The following is a 16,772-nucleotide window of genomic DNA, read 5'->3' as shown; positions in this document are numbered from 1 at the left end:
GGGGGGGGGGCCGGGCCCGGGCCGGCGGGGCCGCAATATGTGTGCGCGGCCCGCCGCCCGGGCCAAACCCGGGGCGCCCCCGGCCCCCCCCCGCGGCCCCCCCCCCCCCCCCCACCGGTACGCCGCGCCCGCCGTTTACGGAGTGCGCCCGGCGCCGCGCGGCACCCGCACGCGCTCCGTACACGGCGGCGGGGCGCGTCCGGCCGTCACCGGCCCGACGCGCCCCGTGTCACCTTGGTGAAGCGGTTCGGCGGTCGGCTCACCCGAAGCCGCCGCTGCCGAAGCCACCGCTACTGTTGTCGTTCCACTTCCGCTCCTTCTGCGAGGGACTGCGCCGGTCCTGACCGGTGCCGCCGCCGTTCAGTTCGTGCGGTGTCAGCCGGGCGTCGCGCGGTGCCAGCTCGTCCGGCTCGCGCCGCTCGTCCTGCTGGCCGACCGGGCCCTCGGGTGGCATGTGCGGCTGCTCGTCCGGAAGCGGGGGTGCCGGCTGTCGCGCGCGCAGCCTGCGTCCCCAGACGAAGGCCGCGAGCAGCACGGCGACGACGACGATACCGACGAGCGGCATGATGAGAGCCGTCGTCCCGAGCGCCAGTTGCCAGTGGGTAGTGTCCATATGCTTCGGGTACCCCGTATCGCCGCAGTCATATCACTACGCAGCGCGCGTAACGGTACTTTTCGCTCCGGGTTCCGTGGCGATCGTCCCGCCGTCGCTCAGGCCGCCCGCCGGGTCACGGACGATGACCGGGAAGTCCGCCGCGGGCCGAGGCCGTCTCCGTGCCGCTGCCGGGCGCCGGGCCCGCGTCCTGTGGGCCGCCTTCCCCCCGGACGCCCCTCCATCCCCGCGTACCGCCCCGACTACGCTCGGTCGCGTGTTCACCTCCCGAGGCCCGAGCCTCCGCGAACTGACCGTGCAGGCCCTCTCCTCCGTGGAGCGGGGCTACGACCTCCTGGCCCCGAAGTTCGACGACACCCCCTTCCGCACGCCAGAACGCTGGCTCACCGCCGTCACCACGGCGCTGCGCCCGCTCGGGCCCTTCGACGCGGGTCTGGACGTGTGCACGGGGACGGGGGCGGGCCTCGACGTGCTCCGCCCGTTGTGCGCCACCAGGGTCACCGGCGTGGACTTCAGCGCCGGGATGCTGGAGCAGGCCCGGCACGCCGTCGCGGGGAGCCCCGGAGGGCCGGGACGCCCGGTAGTGGACTGGGTGCGCGCCGACGCCCTGGCCCTGCCCTTCCGGCGGGGCTACGACCTCGCCGTGAGTTTCGGCGCCTTCGGGCACTTCCTCCCGGCCGAGCGACCGCGACTGTTCACCCAGGTCAGGCAGGCCCTGCGGCCCGGCGGGATGTTCGCCTTCCCGCTGGCGGCCCCGCCCCGGCCGCGCAGCGCCGCCTACTGGGCCACCTCCGGCTTCGACGCGGCGATGCGGGTACGCAATCTCGTCCGCCGTCCGGCGTTCGTCATGTACTACCGCACCTGGCCGCTCGGCGCGGTGCGCGACGACCTTCTGCGCGCCGGCTTCGAGGTGCGGCTGCTGCCGCTCAAGGAGTTCGGCCGGCGCCCCGACGGCAGCCCGCGCTGCCGTCTCGTGGTCGCCCAGCGCTTCTAGGGGCTGGCTGACGACCCCGTCGTCACCCGGAGAGCGGCCGCGCGGTGTCACGTGCGCGCTCCCGGGGTGCCGGGCGCGGGCCCTCCTTTATCGGACGTCGGGTCTTCGCCCGGTGCTGCGAGAGGGCGTACACGGCGTCGCGCGGCAGACGGGGAATGGTCGGCCAGGCCCTGGGGTCCGGAGCGGGTCCGGCTTCCCGGACCGGCGCCGCGCGATCCCGTCAGTGGGCCGGCGCCGACTCGGCGGTCTTCTTGCGGGCGCGGTAGGCGGCCGCCTTGATCTTGTTCCCACAGGACTCCATGCCGCACCACTGCCGACGCATACCGCGCGAGCGGTCGATGTAGACCCGCGTGCACTCGGGGTTGCCGCACTCCTTGAGGAGGGGCACGTCAGGCCCGCTCAGTACCTCCACGGCCTCCCGGGCCACGGTGGCGAGAGCCTCTTCCTGAGTCGCCGCCGTCCACCGTCCCGCGCGGGTGAGCTGCGGGGCCGCGGCCGGCTTGCGCGCGGCGTCGTTCAGCGCGGCCAGGGCCGCTTCGCCGAACTCCTCGCCGAGGCGGCGCGCGGTGACCAGCTCGTACACGGCCTCCCGCACGGACGTCGCCAGCTCGACATCGCTCTGTCCGGCGGGGGAGACCGAGTCGACCACACCCGACTCCAGGTACCAGGCGTCGAGGCGGTCGGGGCTCGCGAACATCTCGAACCGCGTGGAACGGCGCGCCCTGAGGGTGGCCGCGAAGTCGAGGGCCGGGTTTCCGCAGACGAAGACATGATGCAGGTTCACGATCACCATCCTGACAGGTGACCAAAGGGCACGCAAGAGTCCGTCACCGAACCGAACGGTGACGCGCACGCTCGTGGGGGCCTCGTGTGACCGACGCGCGCACCGAACCGTCGCCGCGCTCAGTATGGCGGACGCCTCGCGGGGGCGACGGTGAAGGAGGGGGCGTGCTGTCGACGTACTCGCCCGGGAGCGACGCGCCACCGCGGGCGGCCGTCACTCCGTGCCTGAGGCGGCTCCTCGGGTCGCCTCCTCCTCTCCTACCGCGTCCTGCCCAGCGCCGCTCCCAGCGCTCCCGCTCCGCACGCTTGTGCGCCAGGTACGCGCTGTAGGCACCGCCGAAGCGCACCGGTCCGTCCACGGCCGGATCGAGATCGACGAGATCGGTGCACGCCGCGTCGAGGAAGGCCCGGTCGTGGCTGGCCACCACCACGACCCCGCGCAGGGCGCGCACCTGTTCCTCCACGAAGGCGGCGGCGCCGTCGTCGAGGTGGTTGGTCGGCTCGTCCAGCAGGAGCGCCGCGGGCCGCCGGACCAGCAGCGCCGCCAGCGCCAGACGGCCGCGCCGGCCGCCTGACAGCGAGCCCAGCGCGCGCCCCGGCTCCAGAGTCCCGAGGCCGAGCCCCTCCAGCGTGATCGCGGCCCGCCGGTCGGCGTCCCAGACCCGGCGGTCCCCGAGCGTGCGGACGAATCGCGGGCGAGCAGGGCAGCGGGCTGGGACATGGTGAACGGTCCGTCCGGCGTGATCGGTTCTGGGCCCGCCGGGCTACGAGCCTCGACGCGGGCCAGGGCACCCGCCGGCGGATCACACCTCGGGCGCCCCCGTCTCCTCCAGCCCTCCGTCGGCCAGCCGCAGCCACCGGTCGACCCCGATCCTGGCGAGGAACCGTTCGTCGTGGCTGACGACGAGGAACGCCCCCCGGTACGACCCCAGGGCGCTCTCCAGCTGACCGGCGCTGATCAGGTCCAGGTTGTTGGTCGGCTCGTCCAGGAGCAGTAGATGGGGGGCCGGTTCGGCGCACAGGACGCAGGCCAGAGTGGCCCGCAGCCGCTCCCCGCCGGACAGGACGCCCACGGGGAGGTGGGCGCGCGCACCCCGGAAGAGGAACCGCGCGAGCAGGTTCAGCCGCTCCGCCTCCGGCCGCTGTGGAGCGAAGGCCGCGAAGTTCTCGGCCACCGTACGGTCCGGATCCAGGAGGTCGAGGCGCTGGGAGAGGTAGGCGAGGCGCCCGTCGGCCCGCTTGATCTCCCCGCTGTCCGCGGGCAGGTCGCCGGTGATCAGGCGCAGCAACGTGGTCTTGCCGGAGCCGTTGGGCCCGGTCAGCGCGATGCGCTCGGGGCCGCGGATCGTCAGGCCGACACCCCCCTCGCGGAACTGCGGGCGCCCGGCGTGCCGGGCCTGGAGACCCTCGCCGAGGAACAGGTTGCGTCCCGCGGGTACGTCGGTCTCCGGGAGGTCGAGGGTGAGGCGCTGTTCGTCACGCACCGCCCGGCCGGCCTCGTCCAGCCGGGCCTTCGCCTCGCCGACCCGGGAGGAGTGCGTCTGGCCCGCGCGGCCCGCGGACTCCTGGGCGCCCCGCTTCATGTTCCCGGCGAAGATACGCGGCAGACCGGCGCTCTTCAGGTTGCGGGCGGCGTTGCTCGCGCGGCGCTCGGCCCGCTCCCGGGCCTGCTGCATCTCCCGCTTCTCCCGCTTCAGCTCCTGCTCCGCGTTGCGGACGTTCTTCTCGGCCACCTCCTGCCCGGCCCGCACCGCCTCCTGGTAGGCGGTGAAATCGCCGCCGTACAGGCGCAGTTCGCCCCGGTCGAGCTCCGCGACACGTTCCACGCGGTCCAGCAGGGCGCGGTCGTGGCTGACCAGGAGCAGAGAGCCCTTCCAGTCGTCCAGCACGGCGTAGAGCCGGTGGCGGGCGTCGGCGTCGAGGTTGTTGGTCGGTTCGTCCAGGAGCAGGATGTCGGGCTGTTTCAGCAACTGGGCGGCGAGGCCGAGCGAGACGACCTGGCCACCGCTGAGCGTCCCCAGGCTCCGGTCGAGCGCGACTTTGGCCAGACCCAGGCGGTCCAGCTGGGCGCGGGTGCGCTCCTCGACGTCCCAGTCGTCACCGATGGTCGCGAAGTGCTCCTCGCCGACGTCCCCGGACTCGACGGCGTCCAGGGCGCGGATCACCTCGGCGACCCCCAGCACCTCGGCGACGGTGAGGTCCGCGGTCAGCGGGAGGCTCTGCGGAAGGTAGCCGAGTGCGCCGGCCACCGACACGGAGCCGGCGGTGGGCCGCAGTTCACCGGCGATCAGCCTGAGCAGGGTGCTCTTGCCGGAGCCGTTGGGCGCGACGAGCCCCGTACGGCCGTCGGCCACGGTGAAGGACAGGTCCTCGAAGACAGGTGTGTCGTCGGGCCAGGAGAAGGAAAGGTTCGAGCAGACGACAGCGGCGTCGGACATGAAGACAACCTCAGGGGTACTGAGGGCACCAGCGATCCACGAGTGCCCTCAACAGACAGGCGGAAAGGGAACGACTACGTGGCCACGGGCGGCGGTGCTGTCACTGCACGCGCGCCGGTGGCCGGTCACATCCGGGTATCACCCGGAGATGTCGTCGTCACCCACCATGTCCGGTCTCCTCAACAGACGATGAAGGTCGCCAAAAGCCTACCAGTTACCAGTCCCGCGCTCCTGGTGGTCGCCCTCCGTGACGGGTGCCCGCGGTGTGCGTCCGGACGCACGGCGGCGGGGCGCCGGCCCGCCGGGCGGCCTGTCCGCGCGCCCTACGCGCGCACCCGCGTCCGGAGGTGCGCGATGCCCTCGTCCAGGGCTGCCTCCAGGTGGGTGAGGCTGCCGGTGGAGAGGAACAGCAGGACCCCGCCCTGGACGCCGGCCAGGAGGGCGGCGGCGCAGCGGTCGGCGTCCAGCGCCCGGTCCACCTCGCCGACGGACTGCATGTGCCGGATGCCGCGAGCGAGCTGGCCCTGCCACTGTCCGGTCAGGGCACCGACGACGGCGCGTACCCCGGGGGTCGCCCTGCTCAGCTGCGCCATCGCGGTGTTGAGCGGACAGTTCAGGCCCTGAGCGCGGTAGCGGGCCACCACCTTGTCCCGCCAGGCCTGCCACGCCGGCCAGGAGGTGAGCGCGCCCAGCTCCGGCTGCTGGTCGCTGAGCACCCGGTCCGCCTCAAGACGCGCGACCTCCAGGAGCAACTGCTCCTTTCCGTCGGGGAAGTAGTGGAAGAGCTGACTCTTACTGGTCGCCGTGCGGTCCATGACGTCCTCCAGTCGCACGGTGAACGTCCCGTTCTCGCGCATCTCCGCCGCGGCCCCCTCGACGATGCGCTGTCTGGTCGCCGTGCCCTTGCGGGTCAACGTCATGTGGTCCTCCTCGGTCGCACGAGCCCTCCAGTGAAGTGTGCCGCGTGCGGAGTGTGTGCCGCGGGACCGCACAAGATCAGCGGCTACGGCTCACGGAACCAGCAGCAGCTTGCCGGTGGTCGCGCGGGACTCGATGTCGGCGTGCGCCCGTGCCGCGTCCGCGAGCGGGTAGCGGCCTCCCACGCGCGGTACGAGCCGTCCCTCGCGCACCAGATCGAAGACCTCCCCGGTCCGCGCGACCAGCGCCTCCCTGGTGGGCACGTGGTGCTGCACCACGGGGTACGACAACAGGATGCTGTTCGGCAGATCGGTCACCGCGAAGGACGGGACGCCCATGAAGGGGCCGTAGTAGGCGTGCACCCCGTGCGGACGCAGGGCGAGCTGCGAGGAACGGAAGGTCGCGGAGCCGCCGCCGTCGTACACGACGTGCGCGCCCTCGCCGCCGGTCAGCTCCCGCACCCGGTCCTCGAAGCCGCCGCCCGAGGAGACCAGGACGTGATCGGCGCCCGCCTCCTCGGCGACCGCCACCTTCTCCTCGCGTGAGACCAGACCGATCACGTGCCCGCCCCGCGCCTTGATCATCTGCGTCAGCGTGAGCCCCACGCCGCCGGCCGCCGCGTGCACCACCGCGGTGTCCCCGGGCCGCACCGCGTAGGTCTCGGTGGTGAAGTGATGCGCCGTCAGGCCCTGCATCATGACGGCGGCCGCGGTCTCGTCCGGAACGTCGTCGGGCACCCGCACCACGGAGCGCGCGGGGAGGGCGAGCAGATCGGCGTAGCTGCCCGGGTGGTAGAACCAGGCCACCCGGTCGCCGACGTCCAGACCGTCCACGTCGGGGCCGAGGGCGGTCACCCGTCCCGTGCCCTCGACGCCGAGAGCGGTCGGCGCGGCCCAGCCGGGGCCGCCCACCTTGCGGGCGCCCACGTCCATGTAGTTCACCCCGGCGACCGCGAGCCGCACGAGGACCTCCCCGGGGCCCGGCGTGGGATCGGGGAACTCGGTCCAGGTCATGACCTCGGGGCCGCCGTGACGGGTGATGTGGATCGCGTGCATGGGAGACGCCTTTCCGGGACTTCGGCTCGCTCGGGCCCGGCTTCGGTCCGCCTGGCGTTGAGCCGTGATGTGCACGGTAGGGAAGAGAAAATGGACCCGCGAGTCCAAGGAAGAGGTGGCGCAGTGGCCCGAAGCGCAGGAGGGGCCTGCCCGGCGCGAGGGGGCGTTACGGAGAGTGGCCGGCGGCCAGGGGAGCGTTGTCGCGGCGACGTCAGGGGCGGTCCGGCCCGGTGGTGGGGGCTTTCGCGTCGGCGGGCCTGACCGGCCGAGCGCTTCCCCGGCCGGTCGGCCCCGGCACTTCGCCGATGGACGGGGGGTGGGGACGGCTCCCTCGTCCAGGCGTCGGACCGGGCACCGTGAGCGACGCCGTTCGTGACGGCGGGGCGGTTGCGGTTGCGGGCCCGGTGCCGGCTGTGCGGCCGGGAGGCCGGGAGCGGGGGAGTGGACGGCGGTGGCCGGAGGCCACGGGCCGTGCGCTGGTGGCGGTCAAGCGAGCACGGCAGCCGTGGTGGTCATGGCGGGCGCGGCGGCTCTCGGCGCGTACGCCTGGGGCGTGACGTGGGGTCCCGCGTCCGGGACCCGAACCGGAGGGGCTACGACGGAGCCGGTGCCCGGCCGGACGCGTCCCGCCGTCCTTCTGAGCCTGCGGCGGTCCGCGTCCTCGCTCCGGAGCCTGCGGCGGTCTGCGTCCTCGCTCCGGCACGGAGCCCCTCCCGGAACGCGGCGCGTCCGGCTCAGGTCACCGCCCCGGGCCGCGTTCGGCGAGCGAGGTGGCCAGGCTGTCGGCGAAGGCGATGATCCGGTCGAGCAGCGGTCCGCCGCGCGCCAGGCGGAACCCGTGCCGACGGGCGTGGAAGGACGCCTGGACGGCGTGCAACTGCGCCCAGCGCCGGGCACGTTCACGATCGACCCCGGCCGACTCGGTGAAGACGTCCAGGGCGCGGCGGACGGCCCGCCCCAGATCGTCCTTCTCCAGGTCCAGGAACGCCAGGGCCCGCGCCTTGAGCAGGGTCCCGCAGTCGTAGGCGGGATCACCCGCGTACCCCTTCGGGTCCACGGCCAGCCACGGCTCACGGTCGGCCCGCAGGATGTTCCGCGCGTGCACATCGCCGTGAACCATCAGGTCCGGTTGCTCGCGGCCGAGTTCGCGGACCGTCGCGAGCGCCGCGCCCACCGCCCGGGAGGACAACGCGTGCGGCAACTCCTCGGCGTCCGCGCGCAGCTCCCGTTCCCACTCCCCGGCGCGCTCCCGGAGCCTGGGCAGCCCCGGCGGGGCCGCGACGGCCAGTCGGCGACTGATGCGCCCCGCGGCCGACATCACCTCGTCGTGGTCCCCGACCTCGGCGAGGGTCGAGGACCGCGCCCACTCCAGGAGCATGGCGAAGCGCGTGTCGTCCCTCTCGTGCAGCAGAACGGCTCCCCGGCCGCTCCACACGGCGAAGGCGTCGGGTTCGTGGACGTTGCCGGGATGGGGGAAGGACACCTTCAGTACGGCGGGCTCCCCGGCCGCTCTCCGCCGGACCGGGACCACGAGTCCCACGCCGCCGTGCGTCACCTCACCGTCCGGCACGCAGCGCCAGCGCTCCAGCAACTCGTCTACCAGGAACGGAAGTTCGGTGAGCCAGGCGGAGCCGGCCGCTCCCTCGCGCCCGACGGTGGCGAGCGCGAACGCCTCCGGTGTCCTGATCATCCCGGCACCCTACGCGCAGTGGGCCCGTGGGGTGGCCGAAGGGCGGGACAGGTCCGCGTCGCCTTCGCCCGCCGTCTGATCGGCCGTCGGTGCCGGGGGCGCGCGTTCGCCGCCGGCAGGAGGACTCCCGCGGCCTTGCTGATCATGTGTAAGGCGCATCGGGCGGACAGCACGGCTGACTACACGTTAGTCTTTCGAAAAGACGCATGATCGAACTTCTTTGTGTACTCAACCCGGACTTGATTGTCGGAACTTGAGAGCAAAGTGCAAGCTTCGCACTGGACCGCCCCTCTTGTCGCGACCGAGGACTTCCCGCCATGACTGCCCCCACGCTCACCTCCTCGCGTGAACGACCCGTCTCCCGCGACATGTTGATCGTCGCGGCGCCCGTGACCCTGGTGGCCGTACTCGCCGTGGTCGCGGCCGCCGCTGCCGCCCCGGCGACCGCACGTCCCGCGGTCCTGTGGTGCTCCGGAGTGGGAGCCGTCCTGCTGATCACCGCCGTCTGCGTGGCGCGCCACGCGCTGCTGCGCGGCCGCGCCTCCCGCCTCCGCGCCGAGGAGTCCCGCGTCGAGAACGAGCGCCTGCGCGCGGAACTGGGCGCTCAGGAGCAGCGGTTGCGGCAGGAGGCGGCGCGCGAGACCGAACGGATCTCGGCAAAGGCCGAGAGCGCCGGGCGCCGTGGCGCCGCCGAACTCGCCCGCCTCACCGGCGAGAACACGCGGCTGGCCGAGACCGCCCGGCAGGCCGTCACCGAGCGGGCCGCCGCCCTCGCCGCCACCGCCAACGCCGCCGCCCGCATGCAGGCCCTGGCCAGCGGCATGCTCGCCGACCTGCGCGGGATGGAGGAGAAACACGGGGACGAGGAAGTCCTCGCCGACCTCCTCCACCTCGACCACCGTACGGCTCAGGCAGGCCGCCTGGCCGACTCCGTCGCCGTCCTCGCGGGCGCGCGCTCGGGCCGCCGCTGGGCCAGGCCCATCGGCATGGAGTCGGTGCTGCGCGGTGCGATGGGGCGCATCAGCGGCTACCAGCGGGTCCGGCTCCACTCCCTCAGCGACTCGGCCGTGGCCGGGCACGCGGCCGAGGGCGTCATGCACGTCCTGGCCGAACTCCTGGACAACGCGGCGAACTTCTCCCCGCCTACCTCCGAGGTGCACGTCTACGTGGAGGAGGTGCCAGCGGGCGTCCTCGTCTCCATCGAGGACAGCGGTCTCGTCATGGGCGAGGTCCAGCTGCGCCGGGCCGAGCGCGCCGTGGCCGGTGACGTCGGCGGGCTCGGCGGTCTCAGCGGCACCCGGCTCGGTCTCGCGGTCGTCGGACGGCTCGCGCTCAAACACGGCCTGAAGGTCTCGTTCCGGCCCTCCGCCCGCGGAGGCACCGGGGTCCTCGTCCTCGTACCGAGAGAGATCCTCGCCACGGCGACACCCGCTCAGCCGCCCGTCGGGGCGCCCGCGGTGCCCGAACGGCACGACGGCGCGGTCCGGACCCCGCAGACGGAGGCCCCGGCACGGGAAGAGGACGCGGACGACAACGCCACCGCCCGCACGGCCGCCGCGGCGGAGCCCGGCGAGCCCGCCGCACCGGCCGCGGGCGCCGCCGGTGGACTGCCGCGCCGCCGCCGGGGCCGCACCTTCGCCGCGGCCGAACGGGCCAGGGCGCAGGAGACCACGGCCGCCCGTCCCGGTCCGGCCACCAAGGACCCGGCCGCCAGAGCCAACCGGTTCAGCAGCTTCCGCGCGGCCGTACGCGGCGACCACCCCACCGCCCCGGCGCCCACCGACACCGCCGGGCGGCCCAGATCCCCCGAGCCCGGCCACGACGCCACCTAGGACCGACGTACCGCACCACCGACCCGCCCGCAGTCCCTCCCCCTGGCCCGCCACTCCCGGCCCCCGATCGCCCACACCCCGGAAGGCACTCCACCAGATGACCGGCACCACCACCGACGACCAGCTGTCCTGGCTCATTGAGGGACTGCTGGAGCGCACCCCCGGCGCCCGCCACGCCCTCGTCCTGTCCCGGGACGGGCTCAAGCTGTGCCGTACCCCGGAACTCTCGGTCGACCAGGCCGACCAGCTCGCCGCGATCGCCGCCGGCATCCAGTCCCTCTCGCACGGCGCCTCCGTCGAATTCGGCGACGGCACCGGCGGCGTCCGCTCGGCGATGGCCGAGTTCTACGGCGGGGTGCTGTTCATCGTGGAGGCCGGTGAGGGCGCGCACCTCGCCGTGGTCGCGACCGAGGAGGCCGACGCGGGGCTCGTGGGACACCACATGAACGAACTCGTGGAGCAACTCGGCGAGCACCTGCGCGCCGATCCTCGTTCGTCATGAGGCGCCCGGGGCGCGACGACGCACCCGACCGGCTCTACACCCTCACCGGAGGACGCAGCCGCAGCGGCCACGGCTCCCCGTTCGACCTCGTGACGCTCGTGGTCGCCGAGTCCGAACCGGTGCCGGGCATGCAGTCGGAGCTGGTCACGATCCTGCGGCTGGCCGAACGCCCGGTCGCCGTCGTCGAACTGGCCGCCGAACTGCGACTGCCGGTGAGCATCACCCGGGTGCTGCTCACCGACCTCCTCGACCAAGGCCGCGTCAGTGCCCGGCACCCGCGCACGGCCACGCCCGCCGGTCTCCTTGACCCGAACCTCCTGGAACAGGTGCTCGTTGGACTCCGCAATCTCTGACGCCCCCACCCCGCCCCGCACCCCCCTGGGTGCCTCCGCCGACAACGGTCTCAAGATCGTCGTCGTGGGCGGTTTCGGCGTCGGCAAGACGACCATGGTCCGTTCGGTGAGCGAGATCCGGCCGCTCAACACCGAGGAGACGATGACAAGGGCCGGAGAGTCGGTCGACGACGTTAGCGGGGTGCGCGACAAGGTCGCGACCACCGTCGCCTTCGACTTCGGCCGCATCACCCTCGACGAACACAACGTCCTCTACCTGTTCGGCGCGCCCGGACAGGAACGCTTCTGGTTCCTGTGGGACCGCCTGTTCTCCGGCACGCTCGGCGCCGTCGTCCTCGTCGACACCCGCCGCATCGACGAGTCCTGGTACGCCATCGACCGCCTGGAACACCACGGCACGCCCTTCGTCGTGGCCTGCAACGACTTCGGCGGGCCCGCCCACACCCCCGCCGAGGTCCGCGCCGCCCTCGACCTCGACCCGCGCGTGCCCCTGCTGAGCTGCGACGCACGCTCCCGCGAATCCAGCAAACAGGTACTGATCGGACTCGTCGAGCACCTCCGGGACCACCTGCGCGAACGGTCCGACCTCTCGTACCCGAGTGAGCCGCCCGGCACCGAAGCCGCCCGGGAGGCCCCCGGACTCTCGCCCCGCACCGGCCGGACCGGCCATCTGGAGGAGCTGCCCCGGTGAACACCGACCCCGTGCCCCTGAGCGGAGCCGGCTTCCAGCGCGAGCCCGCCGAACTGTACCGGCGTATGCGGCAGGACCACGGCTCCGTCGTGCCCGTCCTGCTCGACGGCGACGTCCCGGCCTGGCTGGTCGTCGGCTACCGCGAACTGCATCAGGTCACCGGCGACCCGGTGACCTTCAGCCGCGACTCCGACCTGTGGAACCAGTGGGACACGCTGCCCGACGACTGGCCGCTGCTGCCCATGATCGGCCGCAAGCAGCCGTCGATCCTGTACACCGTGGGCGAGCGCCACCGCGTACGCGCCGCCATGATCAGCGACGCCCTGGAGGCCGTCAGCGCCCACGAACTGCGCGCCCTGGCCGAGCGTTTCGCGGACGAACTCCTCGACGCGGTCTGCGGCAGGGGAGCGGCCGACCTCATCGCCCAGTACGCCATGCTGCTGCCGGTACGGGTACTGGCCCGGCTCTACGGTTTCTCCGAGGAGGAGGGCCCCGCCCTGGTCACCGCGCTCAACGACATGATCGACGGCCAGGAACGCGCGATCGCCGGGCAGCGCCACCTGGGCGTGTCGATGGCCCGGCTGCTCGCCGAACGCGCCGCCGCGCCCGCCGACGACGTGGCCTCCCGGATGCTCGCGGCCGAGGGCGGCTTCACCCACGAGGAGATCGCCCAGGACCTCATGGTCATGCTGGCGGCGGGCCACCAGCCCACCGCCGACTGGATCGGCAACTCCCTGCGGCTCATGCTGACCGACGACCGGTTCGCGGCCTCCCTGTTCGGCGGACGCGACAGCGTGGCCGCCGCCATGAACGAGGTGCTGTGGGAGGACACGCCCACCCAGAACGTCGCCGGCCGCTGGGCCACCCGCGACGTCCGCCTCGGCGGCCGGGCCCTGCGCGCCGGGGACCTCGTCCTGCTCGGGCTCCAGGGGGCCAACGACGACCCGCAGATACGTACCCACGGCTCCGCGCTCACCGGCGGCAACAACGCCCACTTCTCCTTCGGCCACGGTGAGCACCGCTGCCCCTTCCCCGCGCAGGAGATCGCCGAGGTCATCGCCCGTACCGGTATCGAGGTGGTCCTCGACCGGCTGCCCGACATCGACCTCGCGGCCCCCGCCGCCTCGCTGACCCGTCGGCCCTCGCCCTGGCTGCGCGGTCTGACGGAGCTGCCCGTGCAGTTCACCCCGATCCCGCCCCGTGGAGGTACGCCGCAATGACCATCGACCAGGAGCAGGCGAGAATCCCGCTCGACCCCTTCGTCACCGACCTGGACGCCGAGACCGAACGGCTCATCGCGGCGGGCCCCCTCGTCCCGGTCGAGCTGCCCGGCGGCGTACCCGTGTGGGCGGTCACGCACCACGCCGAGGCCCGCCAACTGCTCACCGATCCGCGCGTGGTCAAGGACATCAACGCGTGGGGTGCCTGGCAGCGCGGCGAGATCCCCGCCGACTGGCCGCTCATCGGACTGGCCAACCCGGGCCGCTCCATGCTCACCGTGGACGGTGCCGACCACCGGCGGCTGCGCACCCTGGTCGCCCAGGCGCTGACCCCCCGCCGGGTGGAGCGCATGCGGGAGCGGATCACCGAGCTGACACACGGGCTGCTGGACCGGCTGCCCGAGGGCACCGACGTGGTCGACCTGAAGGCCGCCTTCGCCTACCCGTTGCCGATGTACGTGATCGCCGACCTCATGGGCATCGACGAGGCGCTGCTGCCCCGGCTCAAGGTGCTGTTCGAGAAGTTCTTCTCGACCCAGACCCCGCCGCAGGAGGTTCTCGCCACACTCACCGAACTCGCCGAGATGATGACCCGGACGGTGGCCGAGAAGCGTGTCACTCCCGGCGACGACCTCACCAGCGCGCTCATCGCCGCCAGTGACGGCGAGGACCGGCTCACCGACGCCGAGATCGTCTCGACCCTCCAGCTGATGGTGGCCGCCGGCCACGAGACGACGATCTCCCTCATCGTCAACGCCGTGGTCAACCTCGCCGCCCACCCCGAACAGCGCGCCCAGGTCCTGGCCGGGGAGGCGGACTGGTCCGCTGTCGTCGAGGAGACCCTGCGCTTCTCCACACCCACCTCGCACGTCCTGATCCGCTTCGCCACGCAGGACATACCGGTGGGCGACCGGGTGCTGCCCGCGGGTGACGCGCTCATCGTGTCCTACAGCGCCATCGGACGGGACGAGGGCGCGCACGGCCCCACCGCGGGGGAGTTCGACATCAACCGGTCCTCGAAGACCCGGCACATCTCCTTCGGCCACGGCCCGCACGTCTGCCCCGGTGCGGCGCTCTCGCGACTGGAGGCGGGGGTGGCGCTGCCCGCGCTGTACGAGCGCTTCCCCTCCCTCGACCTGGCGGTCGCACCGTCCGAGCTGCGGCACAAGCCCGTGGTCACACAGAAGGACCTCTACGAGCTGCCGGTGCGCCTGACGAAGGACTGACCGGGCCGGGCGGCGCCCGTCGGCCGTCGATCGCGGCAGGCGCCGGGCGGCGCGGACCACGACCGGCGTCCGGCCGGGCGTCGTCCGTGCCCGCCGGAACCGCCGGCCGTCCTCGGCCCGTTCGGGGGCCCTGCCCCTGCCCCTGCCCCCGCCGCGGCTCACCAGGCGGCCGGTCCGGCCGGCACGTGTGGGCGGCGCCTCGTGTGTCGAGCGGCCTGCGCGGACTCCGGCCCCGGGCCGGAGACGAAGCGACCGGAGGGACCGCGGGCCCCGGACCGCCCCCGTACCGGCGGGGCGGTCCGGGGGAGGGGCTTCCGCCGGCCGCTCAGGCGCTCACGCGCTCAACATCCCTTCATCGAAGAGATCGAATTGTCGTAGGGATAACTGAGGGTGTTCCAGGTGTAGTTGTCCTGGAACACGCCCTGGATTCCCTTGAACCCGTTGTCGGTCCACACGCAGGCGGTCTGGCCGCTGTAGTTCTGCATGGACGAAATCGCGTCCTGGAAGTCGTACGGACCGCCCAGGTCCTTGAGCATGTCCCGGATCGTCGGGACGCCACTGCCGCCGAACCACTGGCAGGGGCCCGACAGGTAGGCGTTCGCACAGAATTGCAGATACCGGTCCTGCGGGGCCGCGGAGGCCGCGGGCGCCAGGGAGAGCGCGAGCGTGCCCGCCACCGTCGCCGCGCCCGTGCCGGCCACGAGCTTTCTGATTGCGTTCATGGGTCTTCGCCAGTCCGTTCGTTTTTCCGAGTCGGTGACGGCGATATGTATGCCGTCGGGAGCCGCAGCGCTGGACTGTGGGGATCATCGCCTCGTGCCGGGCGCGGCACAAGCACTCGCGGCCTCAACGAATTGACCGCGAAAAAGGTTCAGTCCGTGTGCGGCGGACGGTTCGGCCGGCATCGGGTGAGTGGTGTGCCCCACGGCTCGGCCTGTCGCGAGAACATCCCCGGCTCCTCGGCCGTGACGGCCGTGTCCTGTTGCGGGCCGCGGTGACCAGGAGAAGCCCCCCAAGGGTGATAAGAATACTAATTAACTCACATTGGCGACGGTGGTGCCGCTTCGTATTCCTGAGCGGCTCGACTTCCGGTTCACTGGTGTCGAGGAAGTTTGCGATCCTCCCCGAAAGAGTGCAGATCCAGGCCGACGGCGAGGATTGAAGCCGTCGTCACAGGAAAAGAATCAACCGAGTCGGCGCGGCTCCGTGTGAATACGGATTCGGTCGTCGAGGTACGAACACCCATCCCCCCGCGTCTCGGACGGCCGATCCGCCGCCGTTTTCCACGTCTCCCCACATTCCCACCGGCCCGAGCCGGTCAGGTGTCCCCCGCGGGAATTCCGTGTCGATCCACACATTCTCCCCTGCGCCGTTGCCCGCATTTAAGGAGCTGCACGGATGCGCGAAAACAAACGTAAAGGTGAGGGCATCGGCGCATCCGGCGAAGCCGAAGCGGCCGGAAAGACCGGAACGCCCGGGGGTCTCGCCGACCGGCAGGGCCCGGTGCGGAAATCCGGTGCCGCGTTCCTCAGGGAGCTGCTCCGCGTCGCGGCCTACCCCTTGCTCCTCGCCGTCACCGTTGCGGTGGCGGCGGGCGCTCTGGTGCGGCACTGGGAACCCAGCCGGGTCAGTCCGCTGTTCCTGGTGGGCACGCTCCTCTACCTGACCGCCCTCGAACGGCTCATCCCGTACGAGCCGCGATGGCACCCCAGCCGGCGGGAGTGGCGCTGGTACGGCGCCTACTTCCTCATGACCATGGTCGGCAGCGCCTTCGCGCAGTTCCTGGTGACCAGTGGGGTCGGGCTGCTGTCCCCGAAGGAGCCGGTGCTGCCGCTGGGGGCGGAGATCCCGGCGGCACTGCTGAGCGGATCACTCGTCAGCTACGCGGTGCACCGCCTGGGGCACACCAACCCGCTGCTGTGGCGGCTGCACGGCGTGCACCACGTCCCGCAGAAGGTCAACGTCGCCAACAACGGCGTCAACCACGTCCTCGACATCGTCCTCGCGCAGGGACTGGTCCAACTCGTCCTGGTACTCGTGGCGTTCTCCCGCGAGTCGGTGCTCGCCGCGGGGTTGTTCGTGGCGGCCCAGGGCTACTTCGTGCACGCCAACATCGATGTGCGCATCGGCCGCCTCAACCACCTGCTGGCCAGCCCGGAACAGCACCGCCTGCACCACAGCACCGACCTGTCCGAAGCGGGCCACTACGGCTCCGACCTGTCCTGCTGGGACCACCTCTTCGGGAGCTTCACCTGGCGACCGGGGCGGGCACCCGAGGCGGTCGGGCTCAGTGATCCCACGTCGTTCCCCGAGACCGGCGAGTTTCTCGCGAGTCTCCTCCATCCCTGGCGCAGCGCGAAGCGCGGCGGGCACGGGACCACCTGAACCGGCTCCCCGTCCCGCCCCGCGGACCGCAGGGGCTGCCCCGTGGCAGCTCCACCACCTGAGGAGTGTGTG

The 16,772-nt window shown here is 72.7% G+C and carries 15 protein-coding genes and 1 pseudogene; 8 read left to right on the top strand and 8 right to left on the bottom strand.

The features are described 5' to 3' along the window. Positions 1-259 precede the first annotated feature (259 nt). Positions 260-613, bottom strand: a complete 354-nt coding sequence (locus ACFYMP_RS08210) for a DUF6479 family protein (RefSeq protein WP_388852451.1) — start codon at positions 611-613, stop codon at positions 260-262. 256 nt (positions 614-869) lie between these two features. On the opposite strand from ACFYMP_RS08210, the gene ACFYMP_RS08205 reads away from it, so the two are divergent. Beyond that, positions 870-1,607 carry a class I SAM-dependent methyltransferase gene (locus ACFYMP_RS08205; RefSeq protein WP_388852448.1) on the top strand — a complete coding sequence of 246 codons (738 nt, stop codon included), beginning with the start codon at positions 870-872 and terminating at the stop codon, positions 1,605-1,607. Between the two features lie 220 nt (positions 1,608-1,827). Here ACFYMP_RS08205 and ACFYMP_RS08200 read toward each other — a convergent pair whose 3' ends face one another. The 6 genes and pseudogenes from ACFYMP_RS08200 to ACFYMP_RS08175 all read right to left on the bottom strand — a co-directional run bounded on the left by ACFYMP_RS08200 (position 1,828) and on the right by ACFYMP_RS08175 (position 8,491). Then, entirely contained in the window at positions 1,828-2,391 is a 564-nt protein-coding gene (locus ACFYMP_RS08200; RefSeq protein ID WP_388852445.1) for a CGNR zinc finger domain-containing protein, read from the bottom strand. Between the two features lie 267 nt (positions 2,392-2,658). Further along, positions 2,659-3,058: pseudogene (locus tag ACFYMP_RS08195) on the bottom strand (ATP-binding cassette domain-containing protein); the annotation flags it as partial. Positions 3,059-3,193: 135 nt separating this feature from the next. Then, positions 3,194-4,828 carry a ribosomal protection-like ABC-F family protein gene (gene abc-f, locus ACFYMP_RS08190; RefSeq protein WP_388852442.1) on the bottom strand — a complete coding sequence of 545 codons (1,635 nt, stop codon included), beginning with the start codon at positions 4,826-4,828 and terminating at the stop codon, positions 3,194-3,196. 323 nt (positions 4,829-5,151) lie between these two features. Next, positions 5,152-5,748 carry a TetR/AcrR family transcriptional regulator gene (locus ACFYMP_RS08185; protein ID WP_388852439.1) on the bottom strand — a complete coding sequence of 199 codons (597 nt, stop codon included), beginning with the start codon at positions 5,746-5,748 and terminating at the stop codon, positions 5,152-5,154. A 90-nt stretch (positions 5,749-5,838) separates the two neighbouring features. After that, a complete protein-coding gene (locus ACFYMP_RS08180; RefSeq protein ID WP_388852436.1) occupies positions 5,839-6,801 on the bottom strand; it encodes a quinone oxidoreductase family protein in 963 nt (320 codons plus the stop codon). A gap of 739 nt (positions 6,802-7,540) precedes the next feature. Then, on the bottom strand, positions 7,541-8,491 hold the full coding sequence (locus ACFYMP_RS08175; protein WP_388852433.1) for an aminoglycoside phosphotransferase family protein: 951 nt from the start codon (positions 8,489-8,491) through the stop codon (positions 7,541-7,543). A gap of 317 nt (positions 8,492-8,808) precedes the next feature. Here ACFYMP_RS08175 and ACFYMP_RS08170 point away from each other — a divergent pair, with 317 nt between their 5' ends. From ACFYMP_RS08170 to ACFYMP_RS08145, 6 genes are all read left to right on the top strand, one after another. Continuing rightward, positions 8,809-10,323: a sensor histidine kinase gene (locus tag ACFYMP_RS08170; RefSeq protein ID WP_388852430.1), complete on the top strand. Its 1,515-nt coding sequence runs from the start codon at positions 8,809-8,811 to the stop codon at positions 10,321-10,323. Between the two features lie 97 nt (positions 10,324-10,420). Further along, positions 10,421-10,825 (top strand): roadblock/LC7 domain-containing protein, encoded by a 405-nt coding sequence (locus ACFYMP_RS08165; protein ID WP_388852427.1) that lies wholly within the window; start codon positions 10,421-10,423, stop codon positions 10,823-10,825. Continuing rightward, the gene (locus tag ACFYMP_RS08160; RefSeq protein WP_388852424.1) at positions 10,822-11,178 is read left to right on the top strand and encodes a DUF742 domain-containing protein; all 357 of its coding nucleotides are present in this window, start codon (positions 10,822-10,824) and stop codon (positions 11,176-11,178) included. The genes ACFYMP_RS08165 and ACFYMP_RS08160 overlap by 4 nt, the downstream gene beginning before the upstream one ends. Beyond that, positions 11,159-11,869, top strand: a complete 711-nt coding sequence (locus tag ACFYMP_RS08155) for an ATP/GTP-binding protein (RefSeq protein WP_388852421.1) — start codon at positions 11,159-11,161, stop codon at positions 11,867-11,869. The genes ACFYMP_RS08160 and ACFYMP_RS08155 overlap by 20 nt, the downstream gene beginning before the upstream one ends. Then, the gene (locus tag ACFYMP_RS08150) at positions 11,866-13,089 is read left to right on the top strand and encodes a cytochrome P450 (RefSeq protein ID WP_388852418.1); all 1,224 of its coding nucleotides are present in this window, start codon (positions 11,866-11,868) and stop codon (positions 13,087-13,089) included. Before ACFYMP_RS08155 ends, ACFYMP_RS08150 begins: the two co-directional genes overlap by 4 nt. Beyond that, complete coding sequence (locus ACFYMP_RS08145) at positions 13,086-14,315, top strand: cytochrome P450 (protein ID WP_388852415.1); 1,230 nt, start codon at positions 13,086-13,088, stop codon at positions 14,313-14,315. The genes ACFYMP_RS08150 and ACFYMP_RS08145 overlap by 4 nt, the downstream gene beginning before the upstream one ends. Before the next feature lie 341 nt (positions 14,316-14,656). Here ACFYMP_RS08145 and ACFYMP_RS08140 read toward each other — a convergent pair whose 3' ends face one another. After that, positions 14,657-15,037: a hypothetical protein gene (locus ACFYMP_RS08140; RefSeq protein ID WP_388852412.1), complete on the bottom strand. Its 381-nt coding sequence runs from the start codon at positions 15,035-15,037 to the stop codon at positions 14,657-14,659. Positions 15,038-15,713: 676 nt separating this feature from the next. On the opposite strand from ACFYMP_RS08140, the gene ACFYMP_RS08135 reads away from it, so the two are divergent. Further along, positions 15,714-16,700 (top strand): sterol desaturase family protein, encoded by a 987-nt coding sequence (locus tag ACFYMP_RS08135; protein ID WP_388852409.1) that lies wholly within the window; start codon positions 15,714-15,716, stop codon positions 16,698-16,700. The last annotated feature ends 72 nt before the right edge of the window (positions 16,701-16,772 follow it).

The sequence above is a fragment of the Streptomyces sp. NPDC007088 genome (genome assembly GCF_042869355.1).
Classification (GTDB): Bacteria; Actinomycetota; Actinomycetes; order Streptomycetales; family Streptomycetaceae; genus Streptomyces.
The sequence above is the reverse complement of the archived record's forward strand: the minus strand, read 5'-3'. Positions and strand labels throughout refer to the sequence as shown.

What these genes read in the sequence shown, in the direction of transcription:
- ACFYMP_RS08175 (WP_388852433.1), bottom strand. Translation starts at nt 8,491, where the DNA reads ATGATCAGGACACCGGAGGCGTTCGCGCTCGCCACCGTCGGGCGCGAG.
- ACFYMP_RS08180 (WP_388852436.1), bottom strand. Translation starts at nt 6,801, where the DNA reads ATGCACGCGATCCACATCACCCGTCACGGCGGCCCCGAGGTCATGACC.
- ACFYMP_RS08145 (WP_388852415.1), top strand. Translation starts at nt 13,086, where the DNA reads ATGACCATCGACCAGGAGCAGGCGAGAATCCCGCTCGACCCCTTCGTC.
- ACFYMP_RS08140 (WP_388852412.1), bottom strand. Translation starts at nt 15,037, where the DNA reads ATGAACGCAATCAGAAAGCTCGTGGCCGGCACGGGCGCGGCGACGGTG.
- abc-f (WP_388852442.1), bottom strand. Translation starts at nt 4,828, where the DNA reads ATGTCCGACGCCGCTGTCGTCTGCTCGAACCTTTCCTTCTCCTGGCCC.
- ACFYMP_RS08185 (WP_388852439.1), bottom strand. Translation starts at nt 5,748, where the DNA reads ATGACGTTGACCCGCAAGGGCACGGCGACCAGACAGCGCATCGTCGAG.
- ACFYMP_RS08170 (WP_388852430.1), top strand. Translation starts at nt 8,809, where the DNA reads ATGACTGCCCCCACGCTCACCTCCTCGCGTGAACGACCCGTCTCCCGC.
- ACFYMP_RS08160 (WP_388852424.1), top strand. Translation starts at nt 10,822, where the DNA reads ATGAGGCGCCCGGGGCGCGACGACGCACCCGACCGGCTCTACACCCTC.
- ACFYMP_RS08165 (WP_388852427.1), top strand. Translation starts at nt 10,421, where the DNA reads ATGACCGGCACCACCACCGACGACCAGCTGTCCTGGCTCATTGAGGGA.
- ACFYMP_RS08210 (WP_388852451.1), bottom strand. Translation starts at nt 613, where the DNA reads ATGGACACTACCCACTGGCAACTGGCGCTCGGGACGACGGCTCTCATC.
- ACFYMP_RS08135 (WP_388852409.1), top strand. Translation starts at nt 15,714, where the DNA reads ATGCGCGAAAACAAACGTAAAGGTGAGGGCATCGGCGCATCCGGCGAA.